At 31.7% G+C, this 15,396-nt stretch carries 15 protein-coding genes; 7 read left to right on the top strand and 8 right to left on the bottom strand.

All coding sequences use genetic code 11. From position 1 onward, the window contains the following. The first annotated feature begins 90 nt into the window (after positions 1-90). Together BTJ66_RS04385 and BTJ66_RS04390 are read left to right on the top strand one after the other, a co-directional pair. Positions 91-567, top strand: a complete 477-nt coding sequence (locus tag BTJ66_RS04385; protein WP_099089759.1) for a thioesterase family protein — start codon at positions 91-93, stop codon at positions 565-567. Positions 568-569: 2 nt separating this feature from the next. Then, positions 570-986, top strand: a complete 417-nt coding sequence (locus BTJ66_RS04390) for a hypothetical protein (protein ID WP_099089760.1) — start codon at positions 570-572, stop codon at positions 984-986. 199 nt (positions 987-1,185) lie between these two features. On the opposite strand, the gene BTJ66_RS04395 is transcribed toward BTJ66_RS04390, so the two are convergent. Then, a complete protein-coding gene (locus BTJ66_RS04395) occupies positions 1,186-2,085 on the bottom strand; it encodes an alpha/beta hydrolase fold domain-containing protein (RefSeq protein WP_099089761.1) in 900 nt (299 codons plus the stop codon). A 244-nt stretch (positions 2,086-2,329) separates the two neighbouring features. On the opposite strand from BTJ66_RS04395, the gene BTJ66_RS04400 reads away from it, so the two are divergent. Then, the gene (locus tag BTJ66_RS04400; RefSeq protein WP_099089762.1) at positions 2,330-2,971 is read left to right on the top strand and encodes a hypothetical protein; all 642 of its coding nucleotides are present in this window, start codon (positions 2,330-2,332) and stop codon (positions 2,969-2,971) included. 107 nt (positions 2,972-3,078) lie between these two features. On the opposite strand, the gene BTJ66_RS04405 is transcribed toward BTJ66_RS04400, so the two are convergent. Both BTJ66_RS04405 and BTJ66_RS04410 read right to left on the bottom strand, forming a co-directional pair. Further along, positions 3,079-4,986, bottom strand: a complete 1,908-nt coding sequence (locus BTJ66_RS04405; protein ID WP_099089763.1) for a DHA2 family efflux MFS transporter permease subunit — start codon at positions 4,984-4,986, stop codon at positions 3,079-3,081. A gap of 13 nt (positions 4,987-4,999) precedes the next feature. Next, positions 5,000-5,647: an HlyD family secretion protein gene (locus BTJ66_RS04410; protein ID WP_099089764.1), complete on the bottom strand. Its 648-nt coding sequence runs from the start codon at positions 5,645-5,647 to the stop codon at positions 5,000-5,002. 129 nt (positions 5,648-5,776) lie between these two features. Between BTJ66_RS04410 and BTJ66_RS04415 the strand changes: the two genes are divergently transcribed. After that, positions 5,777-6,325 carry a TetR/AcrR family transcriptional regulator gene (locus BTJ66_RS04415; protein WP_099089765.1) on the top strand — a complete coding sequence of 183 codons (549 nt, stop codon included), beginning with the start codon at positions 5,777-5,779 and terminating at the stop codon, positions 6,323-6,325. A 68-nt stretch (positions 6,326-6,393) separates the two neighbouring features. On the opposite strand, the gene BTJ66_RS04420 is transcribed toward BTJ66_RS04415, so the two are convergent. From BTJ66_RS04420 to BTJ66_RS04430, 3 genes are all read right to left on the bottom strand, one after another. Continuing rightward, the gene (locus BTJ66_RS04420) at positions 6,394-7,614 is read right to left on the bottom strand and encodes a putative multidrug effflux MFS transporter TcaB (RefSeq protein WP_099089766.1); all 1,221 of its coding nucleotides are present in this window, start codon (positions 7,612-7,614) and stop codon (positions 6,394-6,396) included. 268 nt (positions 7,615-7,882) lie between these two features. Beyond that, a complete protein-coding gene (locus tag BTJ66_RS04425) occupies positions 7,883-9,268 on the bottom strand; it encodes a membrane-associated protein TcaA (RefSeq protein WP_099089767.1) in 1,386 nt (461 codons plus the stop codon). Positions 9,269-9,547: 279 nt separating this feature from the next. Beyond that, the gene (locus BTJ66_RS04430; RefSeq protein ID WP_099089768.1) at positions 9,548-10,012 is read right to left on the bottom strand and encodes a MarR family transcriptional regulator TcaR; all 465 of its coding nucleotides are present in this window, start codon (positions 10,010-10,012) and stop codon (positions 9,548-9,550) included. Between the two features lie 613 nt (positions 10,013-10,625). Here BTJ66_RS04430 and BTJ66_RS13780 point away from each other — a divergent pair. Then, complete coding sequence (locus BTJ66_RS13780) at positions 10,626-11,201, top strand: YdcF family protein (RefSeq protein WP_238597582.1); 576 nt, start codon at positions 10,626-10,628, stop codon at positions 11,199-11,201. A 164-nt stretch (positions 11,202-11,365) separates the two neighbouring features. On the opposite strand, the gene BTJ66_RS04440 is transcribed toward BTJ66_RS13780, so the two are convergent. Together BTJ66_RS04440 and BTJ66_RS04445 are read right to left on the bottom strand one after the other, a co-directional pair. Beyond that, positions 11,366-12,034 carry an ABC transporter ATP-binding protein gene (locus BTJ66_RS04440; protein ID WP_099089770.1) on the bottom strand — a complete coding sequence of 223 codons (669 nt, stop codon included), beginning with the start codon at positions 12,032-12,034 and terminating at the stop codon, positions 11,366-11,368. Beyond that, positions 12,034-13,086 carry an ABC transporter permease gene (locus BTJ66_RS04445; RefSeq protein ID WP_099089771.1) on the bottom strand — a complete coding sequence of 351 codons (1,053 nt, stop codon included), beginning with the start codon at positions 13,084-13,086 and terminating at the stop codon, positions 12,034-12,036. Before BTJ66_RS04445 ends, BTJ66_RS04440 begins: the two co-directional genes overlap by 1 nt. Positions 13,087-13,241: 155 nt before the next feature. Between BTJ66_RS04445 and BTJ66_RS04450 the strand changes: the two genes are divergently transcribed. Further along, positions 13,242-13,916 (top strand): response regulator transcription factor, encoded by a 675-nt coding sequence (locus tag BTJ66_RS04450; protein WP_099089772.1) that lies wholly within the window; start codon positions 13,242-13,244, stop codon positions 13,914-13,916. Then, the gene (locus BTJ66_RS04455) at positions 13,909-15,291 is read left to right on the top strand and encodes a sensor histidine kinase (RefSeq protein ID WP_099089773.1); all 1,383 of its coding nucleotides are present in this window, start codon (positions 13,909-13,911) and stop codon (positions 15,289-15,291) included. Before BTJ66_RS04450 ends, BTJ66_RS04455 begins: the two co-directional genes overlap by 8 nt. Positions 15,292-15,396 lie beyond the last annotated feature (105 nt).

The raw sequence follows: 15,396 nt of genomic DNA on the forward strand, positions 1-15,396 counted from the left end.
AAGTGTTTATGTTTTAGATTTCTTTTGTAAAACATTACTTAAAACATGTTAAACTTTAATTATATTTTCAAAATATGAGGAGTTGTATTCATGGAAAATCCTTTTACAGTGAGTCAACAAGTTAGTGAGGACATGATTGATCATAATGGTCATATGCACGATGCCCACTATAATATTGTCTTTAGCGATGCAATTAACCAATTCAATTATCAACACGGTCTATCTTTAGATGAACGTGAAACATTGAACTATACGCTGTTTACAGTTGAAGAACACACTGCATACCTTTTCGAATTAAAAAGGTGTGATAACTATCATATTACCATTCATTTATATGATTATAATGAAAAAAGTGTTCATTTCTTTTCTATTATGACAAATGAACAGGGAACAATCGTTGCTACAAATGAAGCACTCATGTTGGGCATCAATCGGTCTACTAAAAAAACTGCACCATTTCCTGAATCATACGCCCAACAAATTAGCACTTATTATGATAATCAACAATTAATCGATTGGCCAAAACAATTGGGCCATCGTATCAGTATTTCAAGAAAAGGAGACTAGATATGAATAAGACTACAAGTATACACACAGCAGTTGAATCACAATTATATGATTTATTTGATGATACCAAATATGAACTGAGCGAATTAAATAAAAATAAGCAACTCGTCTTAAATGGACCAGATAATAAGTTAATTAAACGTGGTTTAGATATAAGTTATTTACAAGGACAGAAGAAAGCTATTGATGCGATAGATATGATACTTAAAAACTATTCTGACGATACGTCTTTCAAACTCAATTTCACTGAATATAGCGCCAATATAATCAGAGAATTCGAATTATCAGCTACCAAGTTCAAAAATCTAGAACAGCCTACTGAAGATTATGATGCTGTTTTAGCGCATCATTATACATTAATGGGCCAAAAATTAATTATCGACACTATTCATTCAACCATCTTAAATCATTCGTTCTAAATATATGTTCACAAAATGATAGCCAAATAAGATAGATTTTCAATGCTTTTACAATTAAAATATTCAACCTACTTAATTTAGCTATTACTCAGCGTCTCTCTATAGTTAAGCTATCTTACATCATCATTTGTTACAACTAAAAAACAAGCTTTGACTTCAATAGTCTCAGCCTGTTTTAATGTGTTTAGCTATAAATCATTTAATGTTTCAACGTCTCTACAATTTGTTTCACAACCTTATGTGACTCTCTTATAGGTAATAATGGGAAAGCATGAACCATTTTTTTGTACTCATAAAAGTGAATTTCCTGTGAATTGTCCGCTAAGATATTAGCAAATCTTTGCATATCTGGTAAATAAATTTCATATGCACCACCAAACATATATACTGGAGGCAAGTCGGTTAATTCGCCATAGATTGGCGAAATACGGGAATCATCTAATGGCAGATTCTGTGACCATACACTTAAGATACGTTGGATACCCGTTTTATCAAGGATGACATCCTTTTTATCTAATGAATCTGTAATATCTTTATTATCTAATTGCGCATCTAATAGTGGTGAAATCAAATACAATTTACTTGGTAGTGCTTGATGGCTGGCTTTTAGTTGTTGTATAAAACTAAGCGCTAATGCACCACCAGTACCGTCTCCCATTACAACGATATCTTCGCTATTAACTTCAGTTAACAATTTATTGTACATTTCAAAAATAGCATCATAGGTGTCATCTATGTGGTAACTAGGTGCCTTAGGATAAATTGGCATCACAACTTCACATAACGTACTCAATGATAATTTGTCCATGAATCTCCAATGAAAAGCCGATGGTTGTAATGTATTATATCCCCCAGGTATATAGAGTATTTTTTTCTCATGACTATGTCTAAAACGAAACCGAAAAACTTGCATATCCCCTAACATTTCTTTGTCTAAATCAGATTTAACATTCAATGTTTCTGGCTGTTTATGTTTTTTTTTATTAATTTTCTCATGATCACTTAAAAATTGGTCAAACGCTTGATCTGTATTAAAAATGATAGATCGATGTGGCAATAAATACTTATTTACGAACTTCGTTGCTAGCCTTGATTTCATTTATAATCAATCCTGTCTTTGTTTATTCTTTAACTTATAAGCATGTGTTCATCTTACCTACTAACTAAAATTAATAATATGGTAAAATTAATACAATGACAAAAAAATACAGTTATAATATAAATTAGTTAATTTAATGTTTAGCTTTCAATAATTCAAATGTAACAGTTATTGCATATTATAACAAAGCAAAAGTCATAAAATAAATAGATGCTAATTTCTATAGTAATGAAAGGAGTAACAAATGGTAGAGAAAAATCATCAATTTAAAGATTTTGAACATACTCTAACAAGTGAACCCATGCAACGTGGGAAACATTTTGAAAAAAAGAAAAAATCATGGGTTAGCCTAATCATTCAAACTATTGTATTTATTTTAGTTGCAATAGCTGGTTATAGTATGTATAAAGAGCCCATTTTCAATTTAGTGTTTGCGCAAGAATCATTCAATTTTCATAAGCTTACTAATTTCCAAACTACAATTAATGATATTTCTAACTTAAATATAAATGTCGACTCGATTGATAATTTACAAACAAGCATCGATCGCTTGATTCTAGTATTTTACGTGTTCTTCATTGCCTGTATCTTAAGTTTAGTATTAACTTTCTTTACACTATTATTTAACAGAACCGTCTTAAAAGTGGTGAATATATTCGTTATTATAATTATGTTAGTCATCACATTTGGTTTTTCTTATCTTATCAAAAATATCGCCTCAAGAATTTCAGATTCTCTGAACCAATATTATATGTCTGTTAAACCAAATCAAATCTTAACGGAAGCAGATGCAATTCATAATGCATTTATCTTATTGGGATGTAGTATAGCACTTCTGTTAATTAGTATGTTTTTCAGAAATCGTAAAATACGTAATCGAGCTTAAAATGACATAAGCTAAACATAAGCATGAAAAAAGCCGCTTCCAATGAATATTGGAGGCGGCTTTTGTTAATACTTTAAATCGTAACTTTCATATAAAATATGGCACGTTTAGCTTTCTTTAGACATATAGTGATCTTTACCTCTTAAGAATAAACTTAAAATAAATGCAAGTGCACTTAGCACGGTTGCAATTAAGAATGCACTATTCACACCATTAATTGAAGCAAGTTTTTGAACAAATTCTAGCACTTGAGAAGTAGCTAATTGTTCGCCACCCATTGCTTGAGCCATTTCTTGTAAACGGTCTTTAATAAATGGATTCGTTTTATCTAAATCTTGCGCATAACCCGCAGCATATTGCGTAGTTTGCGTTGACATAACTGTTACTAACAATGCTGTACCAATAGAACCTGCAAGTTGTCTTAACGTATTTGATAATGCATTACCATGCGCAATCAACCTTTGCGGTAATGAGTTCATACCTGCTGTCATTATAGGCATCATGATAAAACTCATACCGAATGAACGAATAATATAAATTAACATTAAATGCCCGTAAGTTGTGTTCATATTTAATTTCGTTAATTCCCATGTAGCATATGTCATTATTGCAGTACCTACGAGGGCTAATGGTTTTATACCAATTGTATCTAGTAATTTACCAGCAATTGGACCCATAACGCCCATTATTAAGGCACCTGGCAATAATAATAAACCAGATTGAATTGGTGTGAATCCTCTTAAGTTTTGTAAGTATAGCGGTAAGAGAATCATACCACCAAATAAACTCATTGTAACGATCATATTGATTACTGTCGTTAGCGTAAAGCCTGAGTATTTTAATACTTCCATGCTTAACATAGGCACACGCATCGTAAGTTCTCTGATTACAAAGGCAATTATAAAGATTACACCTACTATTAATGAAATCACTACGATTGGTGAACTCCAACTATTGTTACCTGCTTCACTGAACCCATATAGTAACGCACCAAACCCAATGGTACTGAAAATAATTCCTGGTACATCTGCTTTTGGATTTGTTGTTACTTGGTAGACTCTAAACCAAATATACGCAATTGCTAAAGATACCAAACCAATAATGAACATACCATAGAACATTACATTCCAGTGATAATTTTCCACAATATAACCTGATAATGTTGGACCAATAGCTGGTGCTAAAATCATGGCAATACCAAGTGTTCCCATTGCCGCGCCTCGTTTTTCAGGTGGGAAAATCGTCATAAACACGTTTGTACCTAATGGCATCAATATGCCTGCACCAATAGCTTGTAATACACGACCTACCATCATAATGGTAAATGATCCTGAAAGACCACATACCAATGAACCAATAGTAAATAAGGTCATGGCAACTAAGAACAGTTTACGATATGAATACTTATTGAATAAGTAGGCACTGATAGGAATTAAGATACCATTTACTAACATAAACCCTGTCATTAACCATTGACCAGTATTAGCCGAAATATTGAAATCCGTATTGATCTTAGGTAGCGCTACATTAAGTAATGTTTGGTTCAATATCGCTATAAACATACCAAAAATCATGGCAACCAGCACTTTACCTTGACTCGTACCTTTACCAAACATAAATGAGCTATGTTTCTCCTTTAGCTTTTCATTTACTTTAGCTTCTTCAGAATTTGGATTAATCGCTTCGTGATCTGAATCATTTTGCTGTTCTACTTCTGTATCATTAATTACAGAATCAAACGTGCTATCTTCATCATCTGAAGATTTACTTTCGCTTTTACTTTCGTTCTCAACTTCGCTTGTTAAATTTGACTCCTTGGATGATTCATCAGAATCTTCCGTATCGTTTACTTTAAATTTAGATTGATAATTTTCATTAGAAATATTACTTTCATGCTTTGTTTGTTCCACTTGTCGGCTTACTTTATTTTGCTTTCTTTTTGAAAGAAACACATTGAGTAAACCAATTAAAATGAGCGCTATGACTACGTAAATTATAATGAAGGCCATTGTCATTTAAAGACCCCCCTTAATTTTTATGAATTTTAACTTCAGCGTTCATTCCTGGAACAACATTATTAGATGGTTTTGAATCAAGTGAAATTTTCACAGGTACAACTTGAGATACTTTTGTATAATTACCATCAGTGTTTGATGAAGGCATCATTGAGAAACTTGAAGCTGTAGCTTTACCAACTTCTTCTACTTTACCTTTAAGTTCAGCATCTTCGCCGTCAAGTTTTACATTTACATCTTTGCCTTCTTCAACATCTGCAATATCTTTTTCATCCACATTTGCAGTAATGTAAGAATCATCTAAATTATAAGCATAAGCAATTGGAGTCCCTGCTTGAGCCGTAGAACCTTCCATGCCATCTGTTTTTACGATTGTACCATCTTGTGGCATTTTAACATCCATATTTTGTGATTGGCCATCTTCACCTTTAGCTGCGATTTCAGCAACTTTATCACCTTTATTCAATTTTTCGTTATTTTTTACATCGAATGATTTGATTTCACCTGATGCTGGTGCAGATATTTTAATTTGTTGCCCATCTACTTTCGCATTATCAGTACTTACAAATCCTGTAGCTTGATTATAAAAATGGAAACCGACTACTCCTATAATTACAAGAACTACAATGGTAACGATGTTAATTAATACCATTTTCTTCATTACTCTTTCCTCCTATTTGCTTTTAAAATTCACTTTATATATTATAGATACATATAAAACAAAAAAACACCGACACTTCTATAAAATGTGTCGGGTACATTAGTTTATACAATTTTTGAGGGAGATAATATGAAACAGAAAGCCAAAAAAAAGATTATCCGAAATATGGTTACTTTATTAGAAGAACATCCTTTTGAAGATATAACCATTAAAATGATTTGTGCATATAGTGGGATTAATCGAACGACCTTTTATGATTATTTTGTTGATAAATATGATCTTTTATCTACCATTCAAACATATCATCTTCAAAAATATAAGAAATTATTAAATGCCCTTTACTTCAGTTTCGGTAAAGATGAAATAAATCATTTCAAACTCTACCAATTTTTCAAAATTATATTATCATATATAAAACGTCATTACGGTTTTTTCCATGCTATTTTTGTTTCGCATCCTAATCGAGATTTATTTACAGACTATGTAAAGATCACTAAAGAGACCTATACTAATATGCTTGTGGACTATACAACGATACTAAAGAAAAAACAATTCGTTACGTATGCTATTGGCGGACAAATAGGTATTGTCTACTTTTGGATACGTGAGGGGTGTATCGAAACACCTGATGAACTTGCGCAAATTTTACTAGCCAATGCTATTAAACTAAGACGGTAAGCACGCATACCCATTAACATATAAGTGCACGAAGCAACCTATTCTGTTTGCTCCGTGCACTTTTTGGATTATCTACTATTTTGAGATGGTATGCGTTTAAATACGTAATAATTTATAAACTGCAAAATAATTAACATAATCCCCGCTAACACAATGATTGTAACGTAAGGAATATAGCTCTTTTCCCCCATCATCCCCACTATTGGAGAAACAATCCCCCCTAGTAAAGATTGTACTAATCCCAATAAACTAGAAGCACTGCCATTACCACCTGTACGTTCCTCCATCGCAATTGCAAAACCTAAAGTTGCAACGCCGGTAACTGGTGCCACAAGTGTGATAAACCCGATAAATAACACCCAAATTGATAAATGCGTTGTCAATGTTATGGTTACGATTAAGACACCGAATAACTGTATAATAGTTAATATTCTTAATAATGTTTGACGATCTATATAATCAACCATTTTTCCTGTCAGTTGGCTAGAAATAATTAAGCTTATACCGATAACTGCAAACATAATGCTAAATTGTTGCGCCGACATAAAATAAATTCTTTGTGTAATAAATGGAGATGCAGAAATATAACTAAACAACATAATGAATGTTACACCTTGAATCAACATTGGTAATACAAACCGTGGCGTGACTAATAATTGTTTGAAGTTTTTAAAAATGCTCCCAACATGTGGGCTGTCACGATCTTCTGATTTTAAAGATTCAGGTATTTTAAATAGCGAACCTAATAACATTAAAATGCCAAATATAGTTAAAATAACAAAAACCATACGCCAAGTAGCAAATGATAGTATAACGCCACCTAAAGCAGGTGCTATGACAGGTGCAACACCATTAACTAACATAAGCAATGCCAAAAATTTTGTTAATTGTTTTCCGCTATATAAATCACTTGATATGGCTCTTGATATAACTGCACCAGCACCTCCACAGAAGCCTTGAACAAATCTTAAAGCAATCATGAGCCAAATATTATCGACAAAAATAATGCCTATACTTGCCAATGTAAACAATGACATCGACACAATTAATGGTGTCTTTCGTCCTATTGCATCAGAAATTGGACCAACAAATAAATTTCCTAGAGCTAAACCAATCATAAAGAATGATAAAGTTAATTGTGCATTCGAGGTTGTCGTACTAAAATCCGATTGTATTTGAGGCAATCCTGGTAAAAACATATCTATAGATAATGCACCTATTGCCGTTAAAGCCCCTAAAATAACGACAAAAAATATTGACTGCTTATGTTGTTCTTGTTTATTAATCATTTCAGTTCCCCTCAAAGTAATCTACTTCTTATCACTTATATAAAAGTTTAATACAATCTATTTATATTAATTATCATTATTATATCTTTAACATCGATACTTTTAAACACTTGCTTCCATATTTCATGACTTTAAATAAAAAAACGAGACCGAAACCCATTTATAAATTAGGATTTCTGAATCTCGTTTTTTGGTATTTAACACATTTATTAGATTAGACTTCTATGAAACATGCTCATAACTGAACATTTAAATAAGTTTTATCGTGTCACTCTGAATATTTTACAACTTTTAAATTATCTGCATCTCCATCGCCCTCTAATTCGTAATCAACTTCTCCGTATTGACCATTCTCTTTCAAAGCTTGGGCAGTAACATAAAACGTATGACCTTGTTTAACAATCTCAGTTATTTGAGGTTGTGGTGTATAGAAAACACGATTAGACTTCACACCACTTTTTGTCGATTTATAATTATCTGTATTTTTCTTTAAATAAGTTGACACTAAAGAAAAGTCACTTTGGCTATGTGCACTATTCATCGCAGTAGTGAAATTACCGAAAAAACTCGCCACCTTGTTTCTGAAGCTATTCTCTTCTTTTTCTTTTTTATCTACATAGGATTGTATTTCATCATCATCAAAATTTAATGTCACTTTGGTTTTATCTTTTAGATTATCTGTCTTCACAATTGTTTCTGCAGATTTAAATGTTTTCTTCTTAGCTTCACCTTCAGCAGAAATAGTAATATCTTTTGTTTTTGGATAAGGACCAATTTCTTTCGCCTTAGCATAATCGTATGTCTTATCATTCACTTTTATTTTCACGGTATCTTTATCAATTTTAGATGCACCACTTAATTCAACTTGAAGATAAGCTTCATTGAAATCTTCACGGACATCTATTGTTTCATTATTGCTATTATTAAAGTTGAATTTTAATTGACCCTCAAATTGGCCATTATCTGTCTCTTTTTTAGTCTCAAGTATATAATCACCTGGAATAAATTTACCCAACGAAGTTGTTTTATTTTTATCAGCTTTTACTTTCTTTTGCTTATCATCAGACTTAAATTTATATATAGTATCATATTTAGGTTTAACGATAGCTTCTTTCGTAGGTGCAGTAAAACTCATATTATCAAAAATTAAATAGCGTCTACCATTTTTGCTGACTCGTAATACATTTTCTCCATTTTTGGCAGTTACAAAATCAGCCTCTTTTGTTTCGCTCTCATTTAATTTCTTAATTTTTTGGTTCACATCTTTTACAAATTTATTCATACCAATTTCATTTTTTATATATTTAATATATGCAGTTGCTTCTGTTTCATCTACACTATTATTCTGCGTACTTAAGATTGTTGAAAGCTTTTGCGTGTCATTATTATCAACTGCATTTATTAATATTTCTGATTGTGCTTCAGGTGAATTGAAGTTTTTTAATAAGAAGAAGATAATGATAAGTAAGATAATGATAAAGAATGCAATTCCCCAGGGAATAATTTTACGCGCTCTTATATTTGCACTTTTTTTACTATCTTTTGATGAACGTGTTAGTTTTTCTGTGTTGTCATCAGTGATGTGATGCCCACAATGTGCACATTTTCTTTGTCCATTTCTCATATTCCCACCACAATTAGGACATTTCTGCATTTTATCACCTCTTTTTTCTTATGAATTCATACATCATCATATCATTTTATCATAAATTAAAATGAAACAATATGAAAGCTTGCTACTACTAATTTTATTAATATAAATGACACATCGCTGACAATCGATTTTATATTACTTACCATATTATATGTAACCTAAAGATAAAATGATATACATCGCTAGTCTAATAGTGCAGTTTCAATGACCTAGACACAATTATTTCACTTTTCCTAAAAAGGTTATCCATATGTTGATATTAGACGAGCTCAAACATGATTAGGATTGGTTTTTTATATTAAAATGTTTAAGTCGTCGATCAATAATTTCAAGTACATATCTTGCCTGCTCTATTTCTTCATCAGACAAATCGTGTAACATATCACTCACGATTTCGTTGATAATAGATTTACTTTCTCGGTTAAATTGCTTACCCTTTTCAGTTAATTTAATATATTTTAACCGTTGATCTGTACGCTCTTCTGCTTTGTCCCATGCTACAACTTCTGCCTGAATTAATTTTTTTATTCTTCGACTTACAGCAGCTTTATTAACACCTTGTTTCTCTGTAATTTCGGTCAATGTCATCGTTTTTTCACTTTCTAACATCAAAATCACATTAGCTTGTTCTTTTGAAACATTATATTGCTCTCTCAATGCTTTTAGTAACTTTGCTAATAGCGTATTAACATCATCAATAAATTCACCCATAAATTCAATATGATTACCTAAATTTTTCACCATAACTTACACCCCTATAATCCTAGTTCAAGTCGTTTAATTTTGTTTTTTATATTATGTTAATGATATCAATATTTTATTATATATAAAAGGCGAAAATTGCAATTTATACGTTTATTATTTCATTTTTTTACTTACTCACTTGTGCATTAATGATTAAATTTGATTATTTTTAAAGATTACACTACATTTAATATACTATATTAATCTGGAGCGAGGCATGAGCATGTTAACTTTATCTATTTGTACGGTTATATTTATCATATATCTATGTATGTTTCTAAACTTTAAATTTTCCGCGCATCTCTCAACCTATATTGCTAATGTAATACTAGGATATAGCGTCGTTGTTATACATATTGGTGAGCATGCCATCCCCATTGATTTAATTATTGTAACGTTTTTAGGTGCCTTATTACTACATATTAAACATAAACATTTAATGCAACATCGCATGAGCGCGCGCTTCTTAAAACGCCTTTATTATGTGGTTTTCAAACTCAGCGTATTCACTCTGGCATGTTTTTACATTAGTTTTATTCCATTTGGTATTAATGTGATTTTTTTATGGATTTCTGCTATAGCTTTTAGTACAATATTTACTTTCATTTGTTACGTGAGTTGTTCGTCAAACTTTTTAAATAATAAACCTAAATATAATTTTGATACAATTCTTGTCTTAGGTGCTGGTATATTTACTGAGCATGTGACACCTATGTTAGGTAGCCGCTTGGACCAAGCCCTAACTCTATATAAACAACAACCTCAAGCTACGTTTATTTTAAGTGGTGGACAAGGGCCTGATGAACCTATTTCCGAAGCTTTAGCCATGCAACGCTATTTAATTAGTCAAGGCGTTAAACCAGATCGAATTGTATTAGAAGACCAATCCACAAGTACGTCAGAAAATATTCAATTTACAAAATCGCTCATTGATAGTCAATTTGATACTGTTCCTAAAATCGTCTGTGTCACAAGCCAATTCCATATTATGCGCGCATTACGGTTTGGACAAAAGTACAATTTAAAATTGACTGGTGTCGGTAGCCATACACCCTACCACTTTTTTGAAGTTGCATTAATTCGTGATTTCTTAGCATTAATGTATCAATATAAATTGTTACTCACGATTTATTTTGCAACATTGTTTTTCATTTCTATTATTGCCTATTGGTTTATTCCCAATATATAGATTATATGTATGAAAAATAAATTACTACAATACTGCTGAATTTCACAATATGCTATGTTTCATAAATGCGTTTATAACTCTAGTCAAAAAAGAACTGTCGCTAAAGTTTGTTTAACTTCAGCGACAGTTCTTTTACAATGTTTACCAAAACTTATGTTTACGCTTTAAGCATTAGTAATAACACCATCGTCTAATTCAATTACCTTATCAGCATATTCGAATAGACGTTTATCGTGCGTAATCATAATACCAATCATTTTTTTACTTTGTATTTGGTCTTTAACCATTTCAATCACATCCGTTGCACGTTCAGCATCTAAACTTGCTGTTGGTTCATCGGCAAGGATTATTTTAGGGTTATTCATTAATGCTCTCATAATAGCCACACGTTGTTTCTCACCACCAGATAACATATGTGGAAATACGTTAAGACGATGCTCTAGACCAATTTGTTTCAACAATGTTTCAGCTCTGTTGTCGGCCTCTTTTTTAGACATACCTGCTTCTTTACCAATTGTAGTAAGCTGAGCTTTGACTTTTAAATAAGGGACTAAATGCGATGATTGAAATATAAAGCCAATTTCATTTAGTCTTAATTCTGATGCTTTTTGTTCTCCATCAAATAATGGTTTATCATTATAAAGAATTTCTCCACTACTTTGTGAAAGCAATCCACCTAAAATAGTTAATAATGTCGTTTTACCTGATCCTGACGCACCATTAAGAATGACGAACTCGCCTTCATTCACTTCGAAATGGATACCTTTCAATACCGGTGTTTCTGATTGGCCTTTCCCAAATGATTTTTTAATATCTTTGACTTGTAAACTCATTATTCTCCACCTCCAATAGCTTCGATAGGATCTACTTTAAATAATTTGATGAATGATAATGCTGCCCCTATAATGGCTACCACAATAAACACACCTACAACTAATAATAGATTAGAAGCTGTAACATGAAACGGCATAGAGACTGGCATCACAAATGACAAACCACTTACGATAGCCACAGAAATGAGCACACCAATCATAGTTGTAATTAATATTTGTATAATTAAAGCACTTAATAAATGTTTCGTTTTAATACCAATTGCTTTTAAAATACCTATTTCTGGTATCTTTTGAATTGTCATGACGTAGAAGAATGCACTAAGTACAATTGCTGAAATAACGAATAAACTTACAATCATCATATTCAAGGGTGCTTGTTCTGCTTGATAACTTGGAATTTCACTTGTAATGTCATCTTCACTAAAGACTTTTACACCAGTGATATCGTTAACTTTGTCTTGTTGTGATTTTGATAAATCTTTAACAGGATACATTGTACTAGCCTGTTTATTTAATTCGTCAAATCCACTGTTATTCATCATAACAACCGAGCTATGAGAATACATTGTATCATTGAGTACACCCGATACTTTTAATGATTTACCATCTTTTATCTTTATTTCATCTCCTACTTTAATATCATCAGCAGTAAGTTTATTATTTATTGCTACTTCATTATTTTTAGTAGGATACTTACCTTCTTTTAATTCTGGTTTTTCATTTTCAACCGTATTAGTCATCAATACATCTTCTTCGTTTTTATCAACTTTTAATGTTTGAGATGCAATTTTCAACGGTTTTTGACCTGTAATATCTTCAATTTTATTTTGTTGTTCCGAATTAATAATCGATTTCTCAATTTGTGGTTGCTTATTATCTTGCAACACATATTTTTCTGATTTCATGTTGTCTAACATCGATACGTTTTCTCTTGCTAACCCTTGTGCTAAGCCACTTATAAATAGCACCATAATACCTAATAATAAAATGATTAACATAATTAAAATATAACGGAATTTATAATATTTAATTTCTTGCCAAGCTAATTTCATCAATCCCCACTCCTTCTCTAAAACTTATATCTAGAGTTTATGCTTAGTATGTGAACTCAATATGAACTTTTGTTAATCATTTCATTTTTTGTTATTTGTATAGGTAACAAGTTACGTTTATAATGGCAATAATACTTGAGAAGGAGGCCTAGCGTATGCCAACTTGCCTAATTGTCGATGATGACAAAAAAATATTAGCCTACGTTTCAAACTACATTGAACGAGAAGGCTTGAAAACGATAGTTCAAGCTAGTGCAGAAAATGCTTTAACATACCTTGAAACGCATCAAGTCGATATTGCAATTGTAGATGTGATGATGAGTGGCATGAGCGGGTTTGAACTATGTAAAATTTTAAAAGAGGACTTCGACATGCCGGTCATTATGCTAACAGCTCGTGACGCTTTAAGTGATAAAGAACAAGCTTATTTAACTGGCACGGATGATTATGTTACAAAGCCTTTTGAGGTTAAGGAACTCATTTTTAGAATAAAAGCTGTGCTTAAACGTTACAATATTAATGCTAACAATGAAATATCAATAGGAAATCTTACATTGAATCAAGCTTATTTAGAAATTCAGTCCTCAACAAAATCCATGAATTTGCCAAACAAAGAATTTCATTTACTTTTTTTACTTGCTTCTAATCCTAGACAAGTCTTCAATCGTGATGCTTTAATTGAAAAGATATGGGGCTTTGACTATGAAGGAGATGAACGAACTGTTGACGTTCATATCAAACGACTTAGAAAAAGGCTAGAAAAATTAAATGCTTCTGTTACAATTCACACGGTTAGAGGTCTTGGTTATAAGGTGGATGATCATGTTTAAATCACTCTATACACGTATAGCCATTTACACAATCACAGTGATGGTATTCTGCGCCATTGCAAGTTTTCTTTGTACGAATATCATTTATCATAATTACTTAAAAGAAAATAATGATGCTAAAATCATGCGTACATTGAAAGGAGCAATTCACTATCAAAAGAAATCTCAAATCGAGGCATCTGCTCCCTTTTTCAACCATTTGGGAGAGCTAAACTACCAAGTGATGACAATTTCTGAAAATGGTAAGCGTACTTATTATGGTACTAAATTTAGAAAAGATAATATTAGTAAGAAAACTGCTGAATCTGTAATACATGGCCAAGACTATCATGGTATTAAAGATTTACCTTATAACCCTATTATTACTGGTTTCTTTGAAAATACTACCAAAAATACAGTTGGTATTTCTTATAAATCTAATGGCCAAACTTATGCAGTCTTTATGCGTCCTGACATAGGTAAAACATTTAGTGAATTCAGAATATTTCTGGCTATTTTAATCTCATTATTACTATTATTCTCTATTATATTGGTCATCTCATCTACTTATAGTATTATCAAGCCTATACAACAGTTAAAACATGCGACAGACCGTTTGATGCAAGGAAACTTCGATACAGCGATTCACGTCACACGCCAAGATGAATTTGGCACGTTACAATATCGTTTTGATAAAATGCGTCTTTCTCTAAAACAATTAGATGATATGAGACAACACTTCGTTCAAAATGTGTCACACGAAATCAAGACGCCTTTAACACACATCCATCATTTATTAGATCAACTAAAATTTGCTAAAACCGATGATGAACGAGAACAATATATTGAAGAAATATATCAAATTACAACGCAACTCAGTGAATTAACAAAAGAGTTATTGCTGTTGTCAGAAATAGATAATGGTGCACATTTAGAATTTGAAGATGACATTCTATTAAATCAACTGCTCAAAAAAATAATAAGACATGAACAATTCTCTGCAAATGAAAAAGAATTAATTATCATGTCTGATTTAGAAGATGTTCACATTAATGGTAATGAACGTTTATTGCACCAAGCATTTCAAAATTTAATTACGAATGCGATAAAATATTCTAAAATAGGTGGCACGATTGATATCACACTTAGCCAAACTGTTAAATCCATTACTTGTAAAATCACTGATGATGGACATGGTATGAGTGAAGAAACGCAAACTCGTCTATTTGAAAGATTCTATAAGGCAAGTAATCATGATAATAGTAATGGTCTAGGCTTAGCTATAGCTAAAGTCATATTTGAACTTCATAACGGAACGATAACTGTTGAAAGTGAAAAAAATCAAGGCACTACTTTTACAATTACTCTATTAAATAGGAATCGTACAGAAAGCTGATTGATTTTAAAACTTTCTCCCATACATGGATGACGAGGATAGAGGTTTATCCGAGCTACTACGCATATATCAGTCTCACTAACTCAATAAATTGAGAAGTGAGGC

The organism is Staphylococcus edaphicus (genome assembly GCF_002614725.1).
In the GTDB taxonomy this organism is placed as follows: Bacteria; Bacillota; Bacilli; order Staphylococcales; family Staphylococcaceae; genus Staphylococcus; species Staphylococcus edaphicus.

What these genes read in the sequence shown, in the direction of transcription:
- BTJ66_RS04415 (WP_099089765.1), top strand. Translation starts at nt 5,777, where the DNA reads ATGAAACAGAAAGCCAAAAAAAAGATTATCCGAAATATGGTTACTTTA.
- BTJ66_RS04410 (WP_099089764.1), bottom strand. Translation starts at nt 5,647, where the DNA reads ATGAAGAAAATGGTATTAATTAACATCGTTACCATTGTAGTTCTTGTA.
- BTJ66_RS04405 (WP_099089763.1), bottom strand. Translation starts at nt 4,986, where the DNA reads ATGACAATGGCCTTCATTATAATTTACGTAGTCATAGCGCTCATTTTA.
- BTJ66_RS04425 (WP_099089767.1), bottom strand. Translation starts at nt 9,268, where the DNA reads ATGCAGAAATGTCCTAATTGTGGTGGGAATATGAGAAATGGACAAAGA.
- BTJ66_RS04400 (WP_099089762.1), top strand. Translation starts at nt 2,330, where the DNA reads ATGGTAGAGAAAAATCATCAATTTAAAGATTTTGAACATACTCTAACA.
- BTJ66_RS04420 (WP_099089766.1), bottom strand. Translation starts at nt 7,614, where the DNA reads ATGATTAATAAACAAGAACAACATAAGCAGTCAATATTTTTTGTCGTT.
- BTJ66_RS04450 (WP_099089772.1), top strand. Translation starts at nt 13,242, where the DNA reads ATGCCAACTTGCCTAATTGTCGATGATGACAAAAAAATATTAGCCTAC.
- BTJ66_RS04395 (WP_099089761.1), bottom strand. Translation starts at nt 2,085, where the DNA reads ATGAAATCAAGGCTAGCAACGAAGTTCGTAAATAAGTATTTATTGCCA.
- BTJ66_RS04430 (WP_099089768.1), bottom strand. Translation starts at nt 10,012, where the DNA reads ATGGTGAAAAATTTAGGTAATCATATTGAATTTATGGGTGAATTTATT.
- BTJ66_RS04390 (WP_099089760.1), top strand. Translation starts at nt 570, where the DNA reads ATGAATAAGACTACAAGTATACACACAGCAGTTGAATCACAATTATAT.
- BTJ66_RS04385 (WP_099089759.1), top strand. Translation starts at nt 91, where the DNA reads ATGGAAAATCCTTTTACAGTGAGTCAACAAGTTAGTGAGGACATGATT.
- BTJ66_RS04445 (WP_099089771.1), bottom strand. Translation starts at nt 13,086, where the DNA reads ATGAAATTAGCTTGGCAAGAAATTAAATATTATAAATTCCGTTATATT.
- BTJ66_RS04440 (WP_099089770.1), bottom strand. Translation starts at nt 12,034, where the DNA reads ATGAGTTTACAAGTCAAAGATATTAAAAAATCATTTGGGAAAGGCCAA.
- BTJ66_RS04455 (WP_099089773.1), top strand. Translation starts at nt 13,909, where the DNA reads ATGTTTAAATCACTCTATACACGTATAGCCATTTACACAATCACAGTG.